The 18,422-nt window shown below is 37.9% G+C and carries 13 protein-coding genes; 3 read left to right on the top strand and 10 right to left on the bottom strand.

Going from position 1 to position 18,422, the window contains the following annotated elements:
• Positions 1-31 precede the first annotated feature (31 nt).
• The 3 genes from NYR25_02770 (at position 32) to NYR25_02760 (ending at position 3,306) form a co-directional block, all read left to right on the top strand.
• Positions 32-943, top strand: a complete 912-nt coding sequence (locus NYR25_02770) for an exopolysaccharide biosynthesis polyprenyl glycosylphosphotransferase (GenBank protein ID UWF34350.1) — start codon at positions 32-34, stop codon at positions 941-943.
• Positions 943-1,788 (top strand): DNA/RNA non-specific endonuclease, encoded by an 846-nt coding sequence (locus NYR25_02765; protein UWF34349.1) that lies wholly within the window; start codon positions 943-945, stop codon positions 1,786-1,788. The genes NYR25_02770 and NYR25_02765 overlap by 1 nt, the downstream gene beginning before the upstream one ends.
• A gap of 1,245 nt (positions 1,789-3,033) precedes the next feature.
• Complete coding sequence (locus NYR25_02760; protein UWF34348.1) at positions 3,034-3,306, top strand: hypothetical protein; 273 nt, start codon at positions 3,034-3,036, stop codon at positions 3,304-3,306.
• Between the two features lie 116 nt (positions 3,307-3,422).
• On the opposite strand, the gene NYR25_02755 is transcribed toward NYR25_02760, so the two are convergent.
• The 10 genes from NYR25_02755 to NYR25_02710 form a co-directional block, all read right to left on the bottom strand.
• Positions 3,423-5,300: a PRD domain-containing protein gene (locus tag NYR25_02755; protein UWF34347.1), complete on the bottom strand. Its 1,878-nt coding sequence runs from the start codon at positions 5,298-5,300 to the stop codon at positions 3,423-3,425.
• Positions 5,301-5,430: 130 nt separating this feature from the next.
• Positions 5,431-6,885 carry a glycoside hydrolase family 1 protein gene (locus NYR25_02750; GenBank protein UWF34346.1) on the bottom strand — a complete coding sequence of 485 codons (1,455 nt, stop codon included), beginning with the start codon at positions 6,883-6,885 and terminating at the stop codon, positions 5,431-5,433.
• 15 nt (positions 6,886-6,900) lie between these two features.
• The gene (locus tag NYR25_02745) at positions 6,901-7,236 is read right to left on the bottom strand and encodes a PTS lactose/cellobiose transporter subunit IIA (protein ID UWF34345.1); all 336 of its coding nucleotides are present in this window, start codon (positions 7,234-7,236) and stop codon (positions 6,901-6,903) included.
• Between the two features lie 27 nt (positions 7,237-7,263).
• Positions 7,264-8,490: a PTS transporter subunit EIIC gene (locus tag NYR25_02740; protein UWF34344.1), complete on the bottom strand. Its 1,227-nt coding sequence runs from the start codon at positions 8,488-8,490 to the stop codon at positions 7,264-7,266.
• Between the two features lie 18 nt (positions 8,491-8,508).
• On the bottom strand, positions 8,509-8,811 hold the full coding sequence (locus NYR25_02735) for a PTS sugar transporter subunit IIB (protein UWF34343.1): 303 nt from the start codon (positions 8,809-8,811) through the stop codon (positions 8,509-8,511).
• A gap of 407 nt (positions 8,812-9,218) precedes the next feature.
• Positions 9,219-11,141 (bottom strand): fructose-specific PTS transporter subunit EIIC, encoded by a 1,923-nt coding sequence (locus NYR25_02730; GenBank protein UWF34342.1) that lies wholly within the window; start codon positions 11,139-11,141, stop codon positions 9,219-9,221.
• Between the two features lie 32 nt (positions 11,142-11,173).
• Positions 11,174-12,046, bottom strand: coding sequence for a ketose-bisphosphate aldolase (locus NYR25_02725; protein UWF34341.1), 873 nt, complete (start codon positions 12,044-12,046; stop codon positions 11,174-11,176).
• Positions 12,047-12,052: 6 nt separating this feature from the next.
• Positions 12,053-13,894, bottom strand: coding sequence for a PRD domain-containing protein (locus tag NYR25_02720; GenBank protein UWF34340.1), 1,842 nt, complete (start codon positions 13,892-13,894; stop codon positions 12,053-12,055).
• A gap of 332 nt (positions 13,895-14,226) precedes the next feature.
• Positions 14,227-16,551: an alpha-glucosidase gene (gene ygjK / locus NYR25_02715; GenBank protein UWF34339.1), complete on the bottom strand. Its 2,325-nt coding sequence runs from the start codon at positions 16,549-16,551 to the stop codon at positions 14,227-14,229.
• 454 nt (positions 16,552-17,005) lie between these two features.
• Positions 17,006-18,421, bottom strand: a complete 1,416-nt coding sequence (locus NYR25_02710) for a polysaccharide biosynthesis C-terminal domain-containing protein (protein UWF34338.1) — start codon at positions 18,419-18,421, stop codon at positions 17,006-17,008.
• Position 18,422: the final 1 nt, after the last annotated feature.

The raw sequence follows: 18,422 nt of genomic DNA, 5'->3' as shown, positions 1-18,422 counted from the left end.
AGGGGAAAATTTAACAACTGGAGGAGCTTTTATGCCAAAGTACCTAAAATGGGGATTAATCATCCTCTTTTTTCCAATTTCATTGAGTTATTATGCCTACCGGTGGAGTAAAGACCGCCTTTGGGCAAAAAGTAATTATCCACGAGTCTTTTCGGGACTAACCGTCTGGGCAATTTGGCTGATGCTTTTAGTGATCGCCCAAAGTACATCCTTTGCCACTGCCGTATCATTACTGGGGTTTGCTGGTTTGATTTCATTCGTAATTGCCCTGATTATTGATTTATTTCATAAGAAATCAGCCCGGTCCGCAATTGTTCCCGTAATTTTGAGTGCCGTTTTATTTGTGGGAGCAGCGCAGTTTATCCCGGATACGGAGTCTAGTTCATCCGCTGCTCAAGTAGAAAGCACCCACGTGGTCCACAAAGTGGCGCGCAGTGACCAAAAAGATTACCAAGCCGCTAAGGCAAAGCACGCCGCACTCGTTGCCCAACTAAAAAAGGTTAAGCACGAGAACGCAACCTTAGCTAGTGAGAAAGCGGAGGCCACCACCGCAATCGCCACTTCCAAAGCCAAGCGCGAAGAAGCTTCCTCACGCTCGGCCGCGGCAAGCATAGCAGCCGCAGCACGCGCCGAGAGTGAAAGTAAGGCAGCCGCGGCCTCATTTAAAAAGGCGGCCCAAGCACAACAAAAAGCGGCCGCAGCGCAAAGTCGGGCCGCTGCCCAACAAAGTCGCCAGGCCGCTCGGCAACAATCCGCAGCACAAGCAAATGATGACGAAGGCGATACATACACCGGAACCGCTCAGGACATTATTGGTAACGTTAATTCCCACATTTACCACGTCCCTGGGCAAGCTGGTTACCACATGAATTCAGCTAACGCAGTTCACTTCCATTCCGAAGCGGAAGCCCAAGCTGCAGGTTATCGAAAGGCGTTGAGATAATGAAATTAAAAGCAAAATTACTATTAGTAGTCGTGCCATTTTTGATGGGTAGCGTGGTTTACCACCCTACTCCAACGGTTCAAGCAAAGACCGTGGTGAAGTACACCCATCCGCACCGCAAAGCCACCCATAAACTTCAGAAGGAAAACCGGGAGCTGAAGCAAAAGATTGCAAAAGCACAGGCTAAAAATGGCCGGCTCACCAAACAACTAAACCACAAGAAGAAACAACTTCATCAATCGGCGGCTACCAAACAAACCGATACCGCTAACCTTGCCAAGCTAAATTATGCTGGGCAACAGGAAGTCGTCGTTAACCACAATCAGCCGAAGTTTTCCAAGGCTGATCTATCTACCGACAAAGGGGCTTGGCAACGTTACGGCAACCTTGACCACCTCAACCGGGCGACGGCTGCCAACGCCATGCTAAACCAATCCTTGATGCCCACCGCCAAACGCGAACCGCTAACCGTAAACCCCACCGGTTGGCACAATAAGCGGATTGCTTCGGGATGGTTATATAACCGTAGTCACTTAATTGGCTACCAATTAACCGGCCAAAACAATAACTTAAAAAACCTAATGACCGGAACCCGTTCATTGAATTCGCCAGAAATGCTTGCGCATGAAATGGACATCGCCTACTACCTAAAACAGGACCCTAAACACTACGTTCGTTACCGCGTCACCCCCATTTTCAACGGCAACGACTTGTTAGCCCGCGGCGTCCAAATGGAAGCCCAGTCCATCGGCGACAACGACATTCATTTCAATGTCTTCATCTTCAACGTCCAAGACGGCGTGAAGTTGAATTACGCGGATGGGACTAGTTCGGTGGAGAAATAGGTAGAATTTAAGGCATGATTTTATAATTTTTATGAAGAAATTTTATTATAAAGAGAACTATTTTAGCTTTAACCTTGTTCCTGGTAGTTTGTATACCTTTTTTACATATAACCAACACTCGGTTTCTGCTAAAACCATCCACGTTACTTCCGAAAAAGAATAAAAAAGCGTTAAAAAATATACTAAAAGAGTCAAAGTATCACCAATTAAAGGACTTATTCTAAACTCTAAAGATGTCACAGTTCAAATTACCGTTAAAGGTAAACAAGGAATTACAGATAAACAAACCGTTAAAATGCTTAACTTGATGTTGCCAAAATGTATGGGAGCTGTTAAAAAGGCTGATTTTAAGGATTTTAATAATATTAGAGTAGGAGGGAAAATACGTAGTAAAAACAAATACTAATCCTCAGAAATTAAAAAGTGTATCTAAGAAAGATTTAAAATATCAATTTAATAATTTACCAGAATACACTTCAAATTTTCGGCAAATGAAATCTTTAGCACGTTTAAATTAGTAATAGAACAGTAACTAATGGGAGCTTCTTTAAGGGATAGCGGTATGGCACTTGCTATTATAGATAAATTGACTAAGCTATTTAGCACTAAAGCGTAGCTCAAAAAAGGAATTCATTAATACTAATTCTTGCAGACATAGTTCTTTGTATGACTGAAATTACTTTAGTAGACCCTACGAATGGATCAACGACATATACAAACCAGCACATAACACAGAAATAAAAGGTGTTAACACATAAATGAAAGTTATAATAAGAGGTATACGAGTAATGTAAAAGTTATTTATACTGTTTATCCTAGATTATCTGACAAAAAAATATTAATAAACCAAGTCCAAATTTAGATAAACTTTTAATCATGATGAAACAGTCTTCACGTATATTGATAATAAACTTGGAGAAGATAAATATTATATACATCTAAAATCGAATACTGCTAATAGTAAATTATAATACACTGTTTACGAAGGAAAATAATGGTATATTCTGTTTTAAGCGGATGTAAGCTAATAGCAGTGCCTTTGCAATCTCGAAACCAAGCGGGAACGATTATTCACATGAAGCTATTATAAACCAGTTAATCAATAATCTTGAAGTATTCGCTTACAGAAAGGCAGAGTTGGTGTTTGTAATATCAGCATTTAATAAAGTGAATATGGACGTGATTCTGCCTACGGAGATATAATTTTCAAAGTTAATAACTAAAACACAGAAATGGGGTATTCACATGGATAAATTTTATATCGACAATGTTGAAATTTTCGGTGACATTATAAAACATACTAAAGAAAACGTCACTTTTTCGCATGATGCTCAAGGACGCACTACTAGCCAGGTATCTTCTCACAATTTAGTTATGGTAGTAATCAATAAATTATCAGAAACTAAAAAAATAAAATTATTTTCAGATGGTAATTTACATGACATAAATGTACATGGTCACGTTTTTAAAGGGCGAATTTTTCTATCAGAAGATGGTAAAACATTACAGATTAGATAAAGTCCAGCTTAATTACGTATTTTAAGTCAAAGTTGTCTCAAAAATAGCTGCCGTTAGCAATAAAACTCTGATTGCTAACGGCAGCTATTTTTTACTATGCAAATTAAGTGTACGTTTTATAACATCCCCTTAATCCTCCCCAAGAAGTCCTCGTAACTCGTGCTTCCGACCAATTCAGCAATATTCTTTTCTTCCGTCATCACGTCCGATAACCTATCAAAAATGTTTCTAAACAACTTAGAATCTTCTTTTCGCACAGCTAAAGCGAATACTAGGTAAACGCGATTCGTTCCCCAAGTTAGCCCGTTAGGATTGATATAAATGAACCCCTTGGTACTATGCGCTTTCATGGTTAACGAATGAGGAATTGCTATTTTGCCAAATGCCGTGGACGACATTTGTTCCCTATCCAACAAATCTTTTTGGTAATCTTGGTCGGTTACTTTAGCTTGGTAAAAGGCATTGGCAATATGCTCAATAACGGCTTCCTTCGTTTTCAATTGTTGACTAATCGTGAAGAAGCGTTGGTCGAAGAATGTTCCAATTTGGCTATCAAATGCCCTCCGCCGCTTTTCATTACCAATTTCATCAATCTTATTTTTCAGCATGCGATTATCATTTTTCGTAAAGAATGGCGAAATTTGTACACTGGGTACTCTGGCTGAAATTGTATCTGTAAAGGCAATTAATAAATCAAGATCATTTTCTACTGCAGACTCTGTGGTGACGACCTTTGTAATTACTAGTTCACTACCAAAATTCTTCTCAATTTGATCAACAATTGATAGAAATTTCCCCTGATAATCTGGAATTAAAATTGTTGTCCTTAGCCGTTCTTTATCTTCGATCTGTTTTGCAATGGCATTTCCAATATGCATAGCAATGTAGGCAATCTCGTTATCAGGAACCGGCACTCCTACATAGTTTGCAATCTTATGAGATATTAGCACCGCACATTCGTAGACAGTAGGGCTTTGAGCCTTCATTTGATTAGCCATCGGATTTTGTATGCTTTTCCCGTCTCGCAACCGTTGAATTAACCGGCTAACGTGAATCGCAAATTGATTTATAAAATCAGGTCCCGTCAAATCAATTTTATAAATGCTCTTCACGTAAGCAAGAATGACGCGAATTAAGTGTAATGAACTTTCTGAAATACTGTCTTTCATATCAATCGTCCATCGGGAAACCGAACCATCAATGACCAGCCCCAGACTTTCTAAGTCATCTTTAGAAAAATGAACGTTTGTCTGACTGTTTTCAACTTTCTTTAGTAAATCTTTGGCAAAGCGACTACTTTTCCAGTAAAAATCATCTAGCTGTGGTTGCGTTTGATACCCGTCTCTAATCCGCTGAATGGCAATTACCACGTGCAAAACAATGTTATTCAAATCAAAAGTATTCAAATAAATGTGGTGTTCCTTTACACATGCTTGCGTAATCATGTACAGTCTATCTAAATCAATTGTAGGAAAGTTACTTTGAATAATTGATTTACTAACAAAATTTCCGTCGCTTTCTTTATATAGCATGTCTGAAAGCATGTGTCGCTTATCTTCTTCGCTACCAGAGATAGAGAAATAATCCCCTCGCTGTTTCAAAGTTAAGCCAAAATTTTTCGCATATTTTACGGCCGCTTTAAAATCAAGTTTTAAATTAGATTCACTAGCAAAAATTTCTTCAGCTAGGTCGTACACATTTACCGGCGCATCGTTGCTTAGCAATCTATTGAGTACGTAAAAAATCCGTTCCCGCTTAGTAGTTGGGATTTTGGAACCTTTTGATTCCGGTTGTTTTTCACTAATTTCTCTAGTGCCCTCATATTTGTAGCCCAACTTTGAAGAAACCACTGGGTGATCTGCTGATAAATTTTTATAGTACTTTTTAACACTTCTACCCGACACATCCAAAAAAATCGATAGTTCTTGAACACTATGCCATCCCGGCTTGGTCATGAGGTACCGGAGCATTTCCTCTTCTCTTTTTGTGGACATCATTATATCCCCTAATCATGAACATTAACTATGCTTAATTTAAAAACTTACCAATTAAAACGTGGCTTTCTACGCAAAATTTCGCGAAAAGCATTCAAAATTGCCTAATCGCGAAATTATAATTTTTTAACTAAAGCTCTTCGCCATTCGTAGCGATAACTTTCTTGTACCAAGTAAAACTATCTTTTTTGTACCGTGCGCCAGTTCCGTTCCCTTCATCATCTAAGTCTACGTAAATGAAGCCATAACGCTTAGACATTTGTTGAGAAGAACAAGAAACGATGTCGATAGGCCCCCATGCACAATACGCAATTACGTTAGCCCCGTCATGAATTGCACGACCAACTTGTTCAATATGTTGTCTTAAATAGTCCACCCGGTAATCATCATGTACTTTTTTGTCTTCAGTTAATTCGTCATACATCCCAATTCCATTTTCCGCAATGATAATTGGCTTACCGTACCGATCCGCATACTGCGAAAGCGTGTTGTAAAATCCTTGAGGGTCAATTGCCCAACCCCATGGGGAAGCCTTCAAATATGGATTAGGTGTAGTATCGTTAACTTCATACTTGTTCTTAGTGGAATCAACCATTTGAGAGTAGTAGTATGAAATCCCTAAGAAATCCATTGGGTTCTCTTTGATTAACTTCATTTCTGCATCGGTAATCGCCAACTTGATGTCGTGATCCGCAAAATAATTTTGGGCAAATTTGGGGTAAGCTCCCTTAAACTGTACGTCGGTAAACATGTATTGCATTCGATTATGTTGTAACGCTAATACGACGTCAGCCGGTTTCGCCGTCGCAGGGAAGACGGTACCATCAGCAATCATGGTTCCAATATTTAAATTAGGATAATTGAGAGTTTTAGCGTAGCTCTTAATCCAAGCCGCAGCCACCATCTGGTTATGAGTTGACTGGTATAAAGCTTCTGCTAAATTATCGTACTGGTCCGCTGCCACCCCCACGGATAACCATGGTTCGGTTTGGACCATATTAATTTGGTTAACTACAATCCAGTACTTAACCCGGTCGCCAAACCAATCTAGTAAAGTCTTTCCGAATTTCTCAAACATCGGAATCACATCTTTGTTTGGCCAACCGCCATATTTAAAAGTGATGTTAAGCGGAGTTTCGTAATGGTTCATCGTGATGATCGGCTCAATGTTTTTATTTAAAAGATAATCAATCATCTTTGAATAATGCTCTAATGCCGCAACGTTAGGTTCTTCGTCATCCCCGTTAGGAAAAATTCGTGACCAATCTAAGGAAGTTCGAAAGGTCTTAAATCCCATTTCACTCAATAAATCAATATCACTCTCATACGTATGGTAAAAATCGATACCGTAGCGCTTAGGATAATAGTGTTCCTGGTCGGTCACTCCTGCTTTGGCTTGTGCTAACGTCATCCCTTGTACTTCTATTTTTTGAATTTCTTCATTAGAAAGCCCTTTTAAAAAAGGTTGGACATCTGAGGAGTTTAGTCCTTTACCATCTTCACGATAAGCACCATCTGCTTGACTAGCTGCTTGAGCTCCTCCCCACAAAAAATTCTTTGGAAAATACGAGTATTGGTTTTTCATAATAAAATTCCTTTCTTATCTTTTTCCTTCTTTACGTTCAAATATGTCAATTAATTTCTTGGATAAATTGTATTCGCTCATAATGGTCATTACCGTATCTTGAGCATGGGTAAACAGCACTGAATACTCTACGGCATCGCCTTCCGCTTCTTTTTGTAGTTTCTTAGTTTGAATACGGTGTGCAGCCACCAATTTTTGATTGGCTTTTTCCATAAGTTCTTTAGCAGCGCTATAATCACTCTCTGCTACTTTATCAAGCGCTTTTGAAATAAAATCCCGCGCGTCTCCCGCTTTAATGATGATCTCCATCGTTTCCTTTACAGATTCATTTGAAGTTTCTTTATCAATCATATTAACCAATTAACCTTCCTCAATTTTTTAATTATCTTCTTGGACCAAATTGTTGTCGTAAATTTTAAAAAATGGATAATAAATCATTCCTGATACAAAGAACAAAATTGCTACTAAAAGAATTGCACTGATAGCTGGACTTACTAACCATGTCACAAAAGGAAATGGAATATACCACATTTGCATTAACGAGTGTGGAATTGGTGAAAGCCCCATTTTAAGCCAAAAGTAGGTTATCAATGGAAGAACTATCCCATTAATCCATAGCGGTACCATTAAGTAAGGATTCCAAGCAATAATACCGAAAACAACTGGTTCATTAATATTAAAAATTGATGGCAAAATAACTGCTTTCGATAGCGCTTTAGTTCTCTTAGATTTTCCCCATAACAACATAATTATGACTAAAGGCAAAGTACAACCAATACCACCAATCCAAGGAAAACTAAAAATAACTTCATGCGTGTAAATATGTAAATTTTGAGCGCCATTTGAAAATTTAGTAGCATTGTCAGCTATTGATGCAAACATAATTGGTGACTCTACTCCAGCAAGGACCCAGCCTGAAATTCCCATTGAGTATATAAAACAGTCTAAAAATAGAATAAGGGTAAATCCCCACCAAGTATCAAAAGATGACGATAAAGGTGAAAGCAGTAGCTGAACTATCTTGTATAAATCGAAGTGAATTACATAAGATAGCAGCCACCCTGCTCCAACCACTATCATAATTGGTAACATTGAATCAAACCATGAAATAATAAAATCTGGTAATGCAGTATCCTCATTAAAAAAGCTAAACTTTCCGAATGCCCCCATTATTAATGCCACAAATCCACCAACAACTAATGCAACAAACATACCTCCTGCTCCTAATTCAGAAAATTGATACGATATTATCGAACTAGTCTTATCCCAAGTTGGATTAGCAAGCATTAAGAACAGAGCGACCGATGATAAACCGGCAATTATTTTCTGGTTACTCAACTTCTTTTGCTCCATCACGTTATACGGAAAAAGGAAAGCAACAAAGATTGAAGTTAGTCCGAATGTAAAACTGCTAATAGGCGATAGATTTGGCCACCAGTCAAAAAAGTTCTCTGGAATATCAAGTAAGGTAATCAGTGATCCTACAAATATAAAAGGCAAGACTTGTAGGATTGAATTTTTAATGGTTAAAACCCATTCGTTATTAGCCACCTTCTGCGCACGCGGAGCAAATCCGTTATTCAAGGCATCCATAAATTTATTCATTAAGCTACCTCCATTTAGTTAAACTTCCGATTTGATATGTTCAACAGCCGCCGCCCCATCTAAAATTGAATAGTAATCTGGCTTCATCAAAATCGTAACGACCTTGTCAGGTACACTTTTTTGAAGCGCTTCGAATTCTGATTTCAAATGTGGTCCCACCATTAAAACATCAATATCGCTAGCGTAGTCATTAAGTTCTGCTTCGCTACGTGCTTGAATTTTATAGTCTAATCCTGCTTTTTTGGCAGCTTTCCGCATATTTGCCGCCATAAAGCCCGATGAAGCTCCCGATCCACACACTAATAACACGTTTAAACTCATAATAAATACCTCCATGAATGATTTCTTTTTACGCTCTTAGAATAAAGTCCTTTCATTATTGTTTAAATTTAGCTTTTTCACCGTGAGGGGAAGTTTTATGTCCATTTAGATTACGGGATTTTCTTCCTAAAGAGTTGCCAAATGTTCACTCACCTCTTTATCAAATTTTAAATATAACGGGACCTTAACCGCATCCATGCTGCGGGAAATCATCCCTCCTAAAACTTAATTCTATGCAAACAAAAAAGTATGCTTCCCAAAAATATTGAGAGCATACTTTAGCTGTTAAAATTATCCTTGTATTTTACTTAAAATTAATAATGCCATTCAGTCTTTCTAAATATCTCTATTTCTGATATTATGCAATCCTCTGAAGCAATTTACTAATAACCAAAACCGTTTGGCACCTAAATAATACCACCTGCCATTTGTCTGTTGATTTGGTCCTCAGTCAAATTCTTCTTTGTAAAGCCTAATACTAATGCAGTGACAAATGAACCTAGGAGAATGCAGCCAACATAAATAATTGGATGGTTACATGAAATCGGAATTACAAATACCCCACCGTGAGGAGCTTGTAATGTAATACCATAAGCCATACATAGCGCCCCGCCAACTGCCGCACCAATAATATTAGCCGGGATAGTATGCAACGGATCACCGGCCGCAAATGGAATGGCTCCTTCCGTAATGAAACTAGCCCCTAAAACGTAGTTAGCCTTTCCTGCTTCGCGTTCTTGGATACTAAATTTACGTCGGAAAAGTGTGGTCGCAATTGCGATTCCTAACGGTGGGACCATTCCGCCGACCATCAAAGCTGCTGAAGGACCATAAATTTTGGAAGCAAACATCGCTAAACCGAATGCCGAAGCCGTCTTGTTGATCGGACCACCCATATCCGAAGCCATCATGCCGGCCAACAAGGCTCCCATAACTGCTGCATTAGCGCCGTTCATTGATTTTAACCAGGACGTCAACGCATTAATTAATTCTGACATTGGGGTGTTCAGTATAAAGAACATAACTAGTCCAACAATCAACGTTGCCAATAATGGGTTAAACAATACCGACATCAGTCCCTGGTAAGTGTGTGGAATTTTACGCGTACGTTTAACAATAAACCGCATTACATAACCGCCTAAGAACCCGGCTACCATTCCACCTAGGAAGCCTGAGCCGCCATTCACGGCCATCATCCCACCAATCATCCCTGGGGCAAGACCTGCTTTATCTGCAATCGACCAGGAAATAAATCCAGCTAGAATAGGTACGTAAAGCTTAAATGCGGCATTTCCACCGACTTCGTTAAAGAATCCAGCCCAGATATTGTACTGACTGCTGCTAGGGTCCGAAGCATAGATTCCAAACATGAATGAAATAGCGATAAATATCCCACCCACTACGACAAATGGAATCATATAAGAAACCCCACTCATAACGTGCGTATAGAATTCGCGTGCGATTTTCTTACCCACAGATAAGTTTTCTTCTTCGGGTTCCGTCGTTGTTTCTTTAATCACTTTATCTTTTCTTTCGGCCCGACCAGTGACCATCTTCGTTAATGCTTCATCTACCACGCCGCTTGGAGAGCTAATAGCCTTTTTAACTGGCACATCAACGTAAGGTAAATCGCCAAATACACTGGTATCAACTTTAACGTCATGGGCCACCACAATCGCATCTGCCTCAGAAACATCCTTTGGCGTCAATTTGTTTTCAATCCCGGTTGATCCATTAGTTTGAATCTTAACACGCATCCCCCGTTCCTTGGCTTCATTAGCTAAGGCTTCTGCGGCCATAAAAGTATGCGCAATACCAGTCATACAAGCACTAATTCCAATTAAATATTTACCAGAATTTTTGCTGACTTCATTGACCGTAGTCTCCGCCTCTTGTTGGAGCAACACGTCGAGTATTTCTTTACTAGAAGTAGCAACTAATAGCTTAGCTCTAAAAACTTCATCCATGAGAAACGTGGAGATCTTGGATAGCATTTTCAAATGCTCATCTGATGCTGCTTCTTCGGCAACAATCATAAAGACCAGGTTAACTCGATCTTCACCCCACTCAATCCCGTTGAGATCCTTTAATATCGCAATGCTAGCCTTATTTACAGCCTTACTACGAGCGTGGGGAATCGCAACGCCATACCCTACCGAAGTAGATATTTCATTTTCTCGTTTAAAAATCGCTTTAGTGACATCTTCACTATCATCAACTACTCCACTTTCAGATAATAGTTGCACTAATCTTTCTATCGCCTGATCCTTAGTTAGCGAGTCGTTAGTGACACTAATATTTTTTACGTCTATCAATTCGTCAATCTGCATTCTCTTCACCTCCATATTTAAAATTTTTTAAACTAAATGTTGTACAAACCTGCTTTACCAGTCGAACCAAATAGATCCATCTTACCTTCTACAACTTTTTGTGCTGCTGTACGGGCCGACGGGAATAGTTGATCTGGTTCGTAAGCGTCTGGTTTTTCTTTTAAGTTTTTCCGGAGTTGTTTAAAGAATGCGGTTTTCATATCTGTTGATAAGTTAATTTTGGCCACGCCATGATGATATGTCTTCATGATTTCTGAATCTTTATTGTCTGAACCACCATGTAGAACTAATGGAATATCAACGGCTTCATGAATCTTTTCTAACAGATCGATGCGTAACTCTGGCTTTTCAACGTGAGAATAGTGGCCATGACGCGTTCCAATCGCAACAGCCAATGTATCAACACCAGTTTCTTCGACAAACTTGCGTGCATCCTCAGGATCAGTGTAGAGAATTTCGTTGACACCATTATTTTCGGAACTTAATTCATTGCTGCCAATCGTACCCAACTCGGCTTCTACGGACACTCCTACTGTATGCGCAGCTTCGACAACTTTTTTAGTAATGGCAATGTTGTTCTCCCAGCTTTCCGCTGAAGCATCAATCATTACTGATGTATAGCCATTATGGATGCCTTTCATACAATCAGCTAAGCTCCCACCATGATCAACATGAATAGCCATCGGAATCTTTGTACGATCAACAGCTTGACGGACATATGCAATAAAGTTTTCGCCAACTAAACCGATTTCATTTGGGTGGATTTGAATAATTGCCGGTGCATTCTTAGCTTCCGCTGCAGCGATGATTGCTTCCACAAATTCACTATTCGCAACGTTATACGAACCAACTGCAAATTCATTCTTGTAAGCTACGCCTAATAAATCTTTCGCATTGTATAACATAATAATTTACTCCTTTTTTTCGTTCCAAATTTTTATAAATTCTTCTTTACTACTTGTATCAATTAATTTATTTATATAGCCAATATTTTTTGTCTTCTGATAAACCTCATTGAAGAAAGCTTCGTCAACTTTTAAATTAGCATCCGGGATATACATAATGATTAATCTAACTTTTTGGGTGCCCCATAAAATTTCATGACTATTAATACCGACAATTACTTTTGAAGAGGTCTCCGAACCCTTCAAAAACGGATGCGGTAAAGCAACTCGATTACCAATATCAGTACTAGACATCGATTCTCGTTCCAAAAAATACGGACACAAATTCTGGTATCCAGATTTTTTTAAAAGGTACTTAATAGCTGCATCTGCATCTTTAACGTTCATATGATAGTAGTCCATATTTTCAATCAAGTGATTTGTACCAATTAGATCAATGGTTTTCTGGATTTCAATTATGTTTTGCGATTCAAGACTACGCGTTACGTGCACCACATTGTTACCTTGTAGTGTTTGCGCTTCTCCAACCTCAATTATCAATTGACAACCTGATAATTCTTTTTCTGTCGGTATATAGGTTAGTGTTTTAACTTCTAAGTTCGGAAAGCGGGTTTTCAGCTTATATCTAAATAATTCAGCTTCGGCGCTCTTGCCCTTGTATATTAACAATGCATTTATAGCCTTCTCTTCAATCTCCAACAAAATTAGCTGAATTCGCATCGCCAGGTATGCCACTTCCGAGTCTGGAATCTTAATATCTAAGTCTTCTTTTAAAAGCGCGTATAAATAACAAGCTATTGAATAAGCGTAAAAGTATTCTCTTTTTGTCTCTCTTGAATAAGGATTGAAAATTGGAATACTTTCGTTTAACGGATAAAGCAGCCGGAAGATATGATTGCTAATTTGCCTGTAATAGTTATCATTTGAGTAAATTGGTAACTTATAATACTGTTCAACTTGCTTTAGGGCATTACTAATTTTCCGCTTTTTCCCCTCCTCAGTCGGTATTGCATATTGATTAGGAATATTTATCGGGAGGGCTAATAAATAGCTTGCTAAGGCTTCTATCTCAGCTTGATCTTTAATCACAATTGGTTGAGCACTTAATAATTCTTCTGCAACCATATACTCTGCATACTTTTTTATTGTCTTATCTGCCTTCAGTTCGACAATTCTTTCACCATTTATCCACCTTCTTTTAAGAATTAAAACATGGCATAAAATCTTCACATATACCATAAAATCCATAGACACGTTTTTTGAAGAAAACACTTTATCAAGAACGTCACTTTCAGTTCGTATATCGGACTGAGTAAATAAGTTTTCAACAAGTTCTTGTAGTGACTTAGTAATATTTTCTTTAGTAATTTGGTTGAGCGGCAAAAGCAATTCGAGTAGTAGCCGCTTCTGCCCTTCCTCACCCTTAATTCGAATCCCAGTAAAAATCTTAGAATCGATTTTAAGTTTCAGGTTACTTTCGGTAATCTTTTTAAAAAGTTCTTGGACCTTTTTTCTAATTCCTTCAGGCGAATAGTTCACTTGTCTTGCCAATTTATCAAACGAAGTATATTCCCGAACGTTCATAAGATTAAAAGCAAGGACAAATAGCAGATTGTCTTCTTTTCCTAATAAGCCAGATTTTAACGCATCGTTGTATGGTTCTTTTTGGATTCGGTAACCTTCATTAGACGAAATAATTAATGAATTAGCTGTTCCCCCGTTTAAATTACGCACATAATTACGTACGCTTCGCTCGGTGACCCCTAATATATCGGCTAGTTGAGTTGCAGTTATATAGTCATCCTGTTGTAGTAGGACATCCAATAAAGAAGCCATATTTTTGTTCATGTTATTCCCTCCTTTCTTATTTGAATTACTCAACATCGTCAGTATACCTTTTTGTTAACCGCTTACATTTGCACTGTTTTTTCCTACCCCCTGAAAAAATTTCCTCTTCAAGTTAAACGATGTTCAGTTGTTAGTAGCTTGAGCGTCAATTCTCAAAGAGCATTCTGAATTCGTTAATCAAATACTTAAACAAATCCTTCGTTAGTTGGTTTTAAACTGCTTTGTAAATAGGATATATGATTTTATTACGCATAATAAAAAATCCAGATTCTCAGGCTTCACCATCCTAAGTCATCTGGATTTTTGTTTGTCTACTTATTCTTTAACCTGTCCTACTTAAAATACTGCTGCGACGACGTTTGGTCATCACCTAAAACATTGCGGTGCAACATGTAAAATACCCCCGAAGACCAGGAGAAGTTTGACGAATTCAAACCATCTCCGTTTAATGGGTTATAGTTTTCACGAATTGGTCCACTTCCCGTTAATCCTTCGGCGTGGTCGAATAGCTTTTCGGTTTGTTTAAGTGCCTCAGAATTGTAGTTATAATTCTGTAATCCTTCAATACCAAACATCGCTTGATCCAACCAAACTGGCCCTCTCCAATATTGAGTTGCCGTGAATTTTTTGTTATCCCGAGAAGTAGTTGGGAAAGGCATGTAAGTGTTAAACATCTTTTTGTTCATTAGAACTTGTTTTACTTGATCAGCCTGAGCACTCGTTGCAACCCTTGCCCAAAGTGGAATCATTCCTTCCGGACCTTTACCCCGATTTGAAAGCAACAAAGTCGAACCATCCTTGTTACTTTGCAAGTCGTAGAAGAACCCGGTTTTCTTATCAAACATTTTAGACTGAATTTTATTCTGTAATTGTGAAGCTTCGGCAGTATATTTTTCAGCATCAGCGGTATATCCTAGTTCGTTGGCAATCGCCGCTAAAAATCCCTTGTCAGCGTACAAGTAAGAATTCAAGTCAACGGATTCTTGGTTAACTGAATATCCAACAACTTTACCCTTGCTGTCCTTATCTGGATAAACTTTAACACCTTTATCGGCTTTACCCACTCCAGTAGCATCAAACCTTACCGCATTGTCCATTCCAGATTCCCAAGCGGAAGCAAGAATTACTTCTTCTTTATTAACAACTTTCTGATTGTGCTTATTCTTCTTGTAATGCAATGGATCGACCGTCGCGCCGTATTCAGCTAAACCGTCCTTATTGTAATCCCTATTGGAGTACCACCAATCATGGTAGGCAACCAATTTAGGATACATTTCCTTCAAAAAAGCTTTATCATGGTTTGATTTATAAACTTGCCAAACTGCCCATGAAGCTAATGGTGGTTTGGAATTACGTTCATTCCAGTTAATTCCATCCCCGCCTCGTTCCTTATTCTTGTTGTAGAAGATTGCATCGGGAATCATCCCGGCATCTTGCGGACGCACCTTATCTTTTTTAGTAATTTGATAATCGAATAACGCCTTAATTGAACTTTCCGCTAACTCTGGGTCAAACTCTGCCACAGCAGCGGCATGTTTCCAGGAATCCCATGCCCATAAGCCTTCGAACCACTGGTCAGACATCGAAGGAACGATTCTATCATGCTTTAGTTCTCCAGCTGGACTTATCCAATTGGTTACTAAAGTTTCCATTCCTTTAACTGCCGCTCGATCATACTTGGCTTTGTTAGCAACTTCCTTCTTACTTTTATCTTTTTCAGTTGTCTTAGTGATATAGTTATTCCACCGATTTTCATTTTGTTGGAAGAGGGTATCTACATTTGCAAAATCATCATTGGCCTTTGCTATTTCAGCATCAGCCTCTTTTTTTGTAAAGGTATAAGATTGGGTAGATTCTAAGCTTTGACTTTCGCCTGGTTTAACGGTAAGAGTTTTATTTAAACTACTCTTGTATTTGTCGCCCTTGATACTAGTTTTAACTGGCGCACTGTAAACCACGTTAAACTGATTACCAGCGGTGGTCATATAATAGTTATCGTTTCTAACTTTCGAAAATTTGATCTTTACTCCGTTAGTACCTCCCACCAATCGTTGTTTAAAATTAACCGTTTTCTTTTCCCGGGTCTTTAATTTATTAATAATGTCTCCCGTCCAGTACGCTTTTAAACTTAGATTAGTCTTGCCAGTATTTTGAATGTTCGTCCTAACCATTGCCGTACGGTTATCAGTAAAGATTAGGTCTAAAGTAACCGTCAAATTTTTAAATTTGTAAACCTGGTTCAAACGACCTGGATAATAGTTAAAACTTCTCTTAGCGTCCGCAAAGTTAAATTCTTTATTAGTTTTTGCGTTGATAATATGTAGCTTAGAAATTTGGTGCGACAAATTGACTGGATATTCTTCAGCTATAATCATGGGTCCCGGAAAACCACCATACGTCGAAGATACCCCTTCTTTTGGCAAATAATAAGCATGCCAAGCTCCTTGATCTGAAAAAGATGAGTACTTATTGGTAGATACTTTTTTGTTCTTTGAATAGAAATTTGCGGTCGGATTGCCGCTTATATCCAAGACGTTTTTGTAGTCTTCTACCGTGTCAGCTTTAACAAAATATCTGTTCTCGCTTAGTAAAATTCCGACACTTAGCCCACACACTACGCCTAAAAGGCATTTTTTTATAAGACTAGAATTAATCATGTATTACCCCTCCCCGTAAAAACGTCAATATCTCTTAAAAAATTGGAAACATAAGCTTTTTTAATAACAGCATATTTATCCCCATTTGCAATTAGAACGGCGATACATCATTACATAACTTCAAATTTTTATGTTTTAACACATACTGTTTGTCAGATATAACAGTATCATTAAAGCGCATACATTTGAATGATTTTTTGTGATTCTGTTTAATTACTTTTAGTGATATTTTATGAAAATAGCTACCAGGAATACACCATTTGTTTTCAGGAATTTGGTAAATATAGCCTAACTTCCCAATAAAAAAGTCGTCAATCATTGTAATTGACGGCTTTCTTTGATATATAAATATACTTCATAAATCATTAGATATTGATTCCCTTATTAGCTAAATTAACAGGAGCTATTAATAATATACTTTCTTATTACTCCCGCAATTTGATTTAATACCCACTTATCGTTTAATCATGTTCTTCGCATCTTTAATTACTTTTGTCTTTAGTACAACTAATAATACAAAATAAATAACTACGCCAGCTATTACCTCGATAATTAACATTAACCAATTATTCCCCAACTTATTATCTAAGAAAAATACGGTAAGGAACATAATTAAACCAGCAAATAAATACTTAAAAGTATCAGCAAATAAACTACGATACTTAATTTGTTCTCTAACAACAAACAACTGATATGCAGTAACCGCCAATTCTGATAGTACGGTTGAAAGAGTTGCCCCTAAAGCGCCCCAAGCCAAAATAAATGGGATGTTAATAACTATATTAACAACTGCTCCTATAATAACTGACTTAGTGAATGCTCCATTTTGATTCGTTGGCAGTAAATATTGCGTTCCCAGTGCATTACTCCATGCAATTAACAAAATAACTACCGATTCAAGCATCATCAATGGGATTACTGCCATAAACTTGTCTGTGAAGAATAATGGAACAAACTTTGGAGCCACTGCAGCCACTCCAAACATCATTGGCACTGACATTGCAGTTACAAAAGAAAAACTGTTATACAAAAACTCCTTGGTTTTCTCAACCTCACCCTTCATAAACGCATTGGCAACGTGAGGAAGCATTACCGTTCCAGTAGCTGTTACTACTGCAAGAACCATCTTAATCATTTTATCTGATTGATCGAAATAACCTGCTGATTGAACAGAAGTCATCGAACCCAACATGGTCTTGTTAACTACCAAGTAAATTTGAGTAGCAATTTGTGGTACAAATAATACCAACGAAGGCTTTAAGTGTCGCCAAATTCTAAGTTGCTTAAAATCAATTTTTCCAATATAACGCCCCAAGTTAGGAAATAAGGTTAAGTTACCAATAAGTAACGATAGTGACAAAATTAATATATATATATATAAATCGCTATACGATTTGACAAATAAGAAAATGCTAACTAGCGTTAAAATTTTAACAATTAAATTTCGTAACACTGTTACCCCAAAATTTTCCATTCCCATGAAAAACCATGAGATATCAAAGGCAGCAGCGATAATTGAAACCGACTGCGCAAAATAATACGTATGATAACTACCTGTAAACATCAAAAATACTAAAAATGCGGCATAAGCCAATATAATTGTCATTACCCGCATTAAAAATATTTCGTAGAATGTTTTCGTTAATTTATCTTTATCATCACGCACATACGCAATCTGTCGATTCCCATACAAATTCACTCCAATACTTCCAAACAAAATAAAATACTGAATAATTGAATTTGTATACGCATTAATCCCTACTCCAGTCGGTCCTAAAACCCTGGCTAAATATGGAGTAGTAATTAGAGGAACTAGCAGAATAAATACTTGATAAGCAGCATTATAAAGATAATTCTTAACGACTTGCATA

Source organism: Pediococcus acidilactici, assembly GCA_024970065.1.
Classification (GTDB): Bacteria; Bacillota; Bacilli; order Lactobacillales; family Lactobacillaceae; genus Pediococcus; species Pediococcus acidilactici_A.
The sequence above is the reverse complement of the archived record's forward strand: the minus strand, read 5'-3'. Positions and strand labels throughout refer to the sequence as shown.

What these genes read in the sequence shown, in the direction of transcription:
- NYR25_02770 (UWF34350.1), top strand. Translation starts at nt 32, where the DNA reads ATGCCAAAGTACCTAAAATGGGGATTAATCATCCTCTTTTTTCCAATT.
- NYR25_02765 (UWF34349.1), top strand. Translation starts at nt 943, where the DNA reads ATGAAATTAAAAGCAAAATTACTATTAGTAGTCGTGCCATTTTTGATG.
- NYR25_02760 (UWF34348.1), top strand. Translation starts at nt 3,034, where the DNA reads ATGGATAAATTTTATATCGACAATGTTGAAATTTTCGGTGACATTATA.
- NYR25_02755 (UWF34347.1), bottom strand. Translation starts at nt 5,300, where the DNA reads ATGTCCACAAAAAGAGAAGAGGAAATGCTCCGGTACCTCATGACCAAG.
- NYR25_02750 (UWF34346.1), bottom strand. Translation starts at nt 6,885, where the DNA reads ATGAAAAACCAATACTCGTATTTTCCAAAGAATTTTTTGTGGGGAGGA.
- NYR25_02745 (UWF34345.1), bottom strand. Translation starts at nt 7,236, where the DNA reads ATGATTGATAAAGAAACTTCAAATGAATCTGTAAAGGAAACGATGGAG.
- NYR25_02740 (UWF34344.1), bottom strand. Translation starts at nt 8,490, where the DNA reads ATGAATAAATTTATGGATGCCTTGAATAACGGATTTGCTCCGCGTGCG.
- NYR25_02735 (UWF34343.1), bottom strand. Translation starts at nt 8,811, where the DNA reads ATGAGTTTAAACGTGTTATTAGTGTGTGGATCGGGAGCTTCATCGGGC.
- NYR25_02730 (UWF34342.1), bottom strand. Translation starts at nt 11,141, where the DNA reads ATGCAGATTGACGAATTGATAGACGTAAAAAATATTAGTGTCACTAAC.
- NYR25_02725 (UWF34341.1), bottom strand. Translation starts at nt 12,046, where the DNA reads ATGTTATACAATGCGAAAGATTTATTAGGCGTAGCTTACAAGAATGAA.
- NYR25_02720 (UWF34340.1), bottom strand. Translation starts at nt 13,894, where the DNA reads ATGAACAAAAATATGGCTTCTTTATTGGATGTCCTACTACAACAGGAT.
- ygjK (UWF34339.1), bottom strand. Translation starts at nt 16,551, where the DNA reads ATGATTAATTCTAGTCTTATAAAAAAATGCCTTTTAGGCGTAGTGTGT.
- NYR25_02710 (UWF34338.1), bottom strand. Translation starts at nt 18,421, where the DNA reads ATGCAAGTCGTTAAGAATTATCTTTATAATGCTGCTTATCAAGTATTT.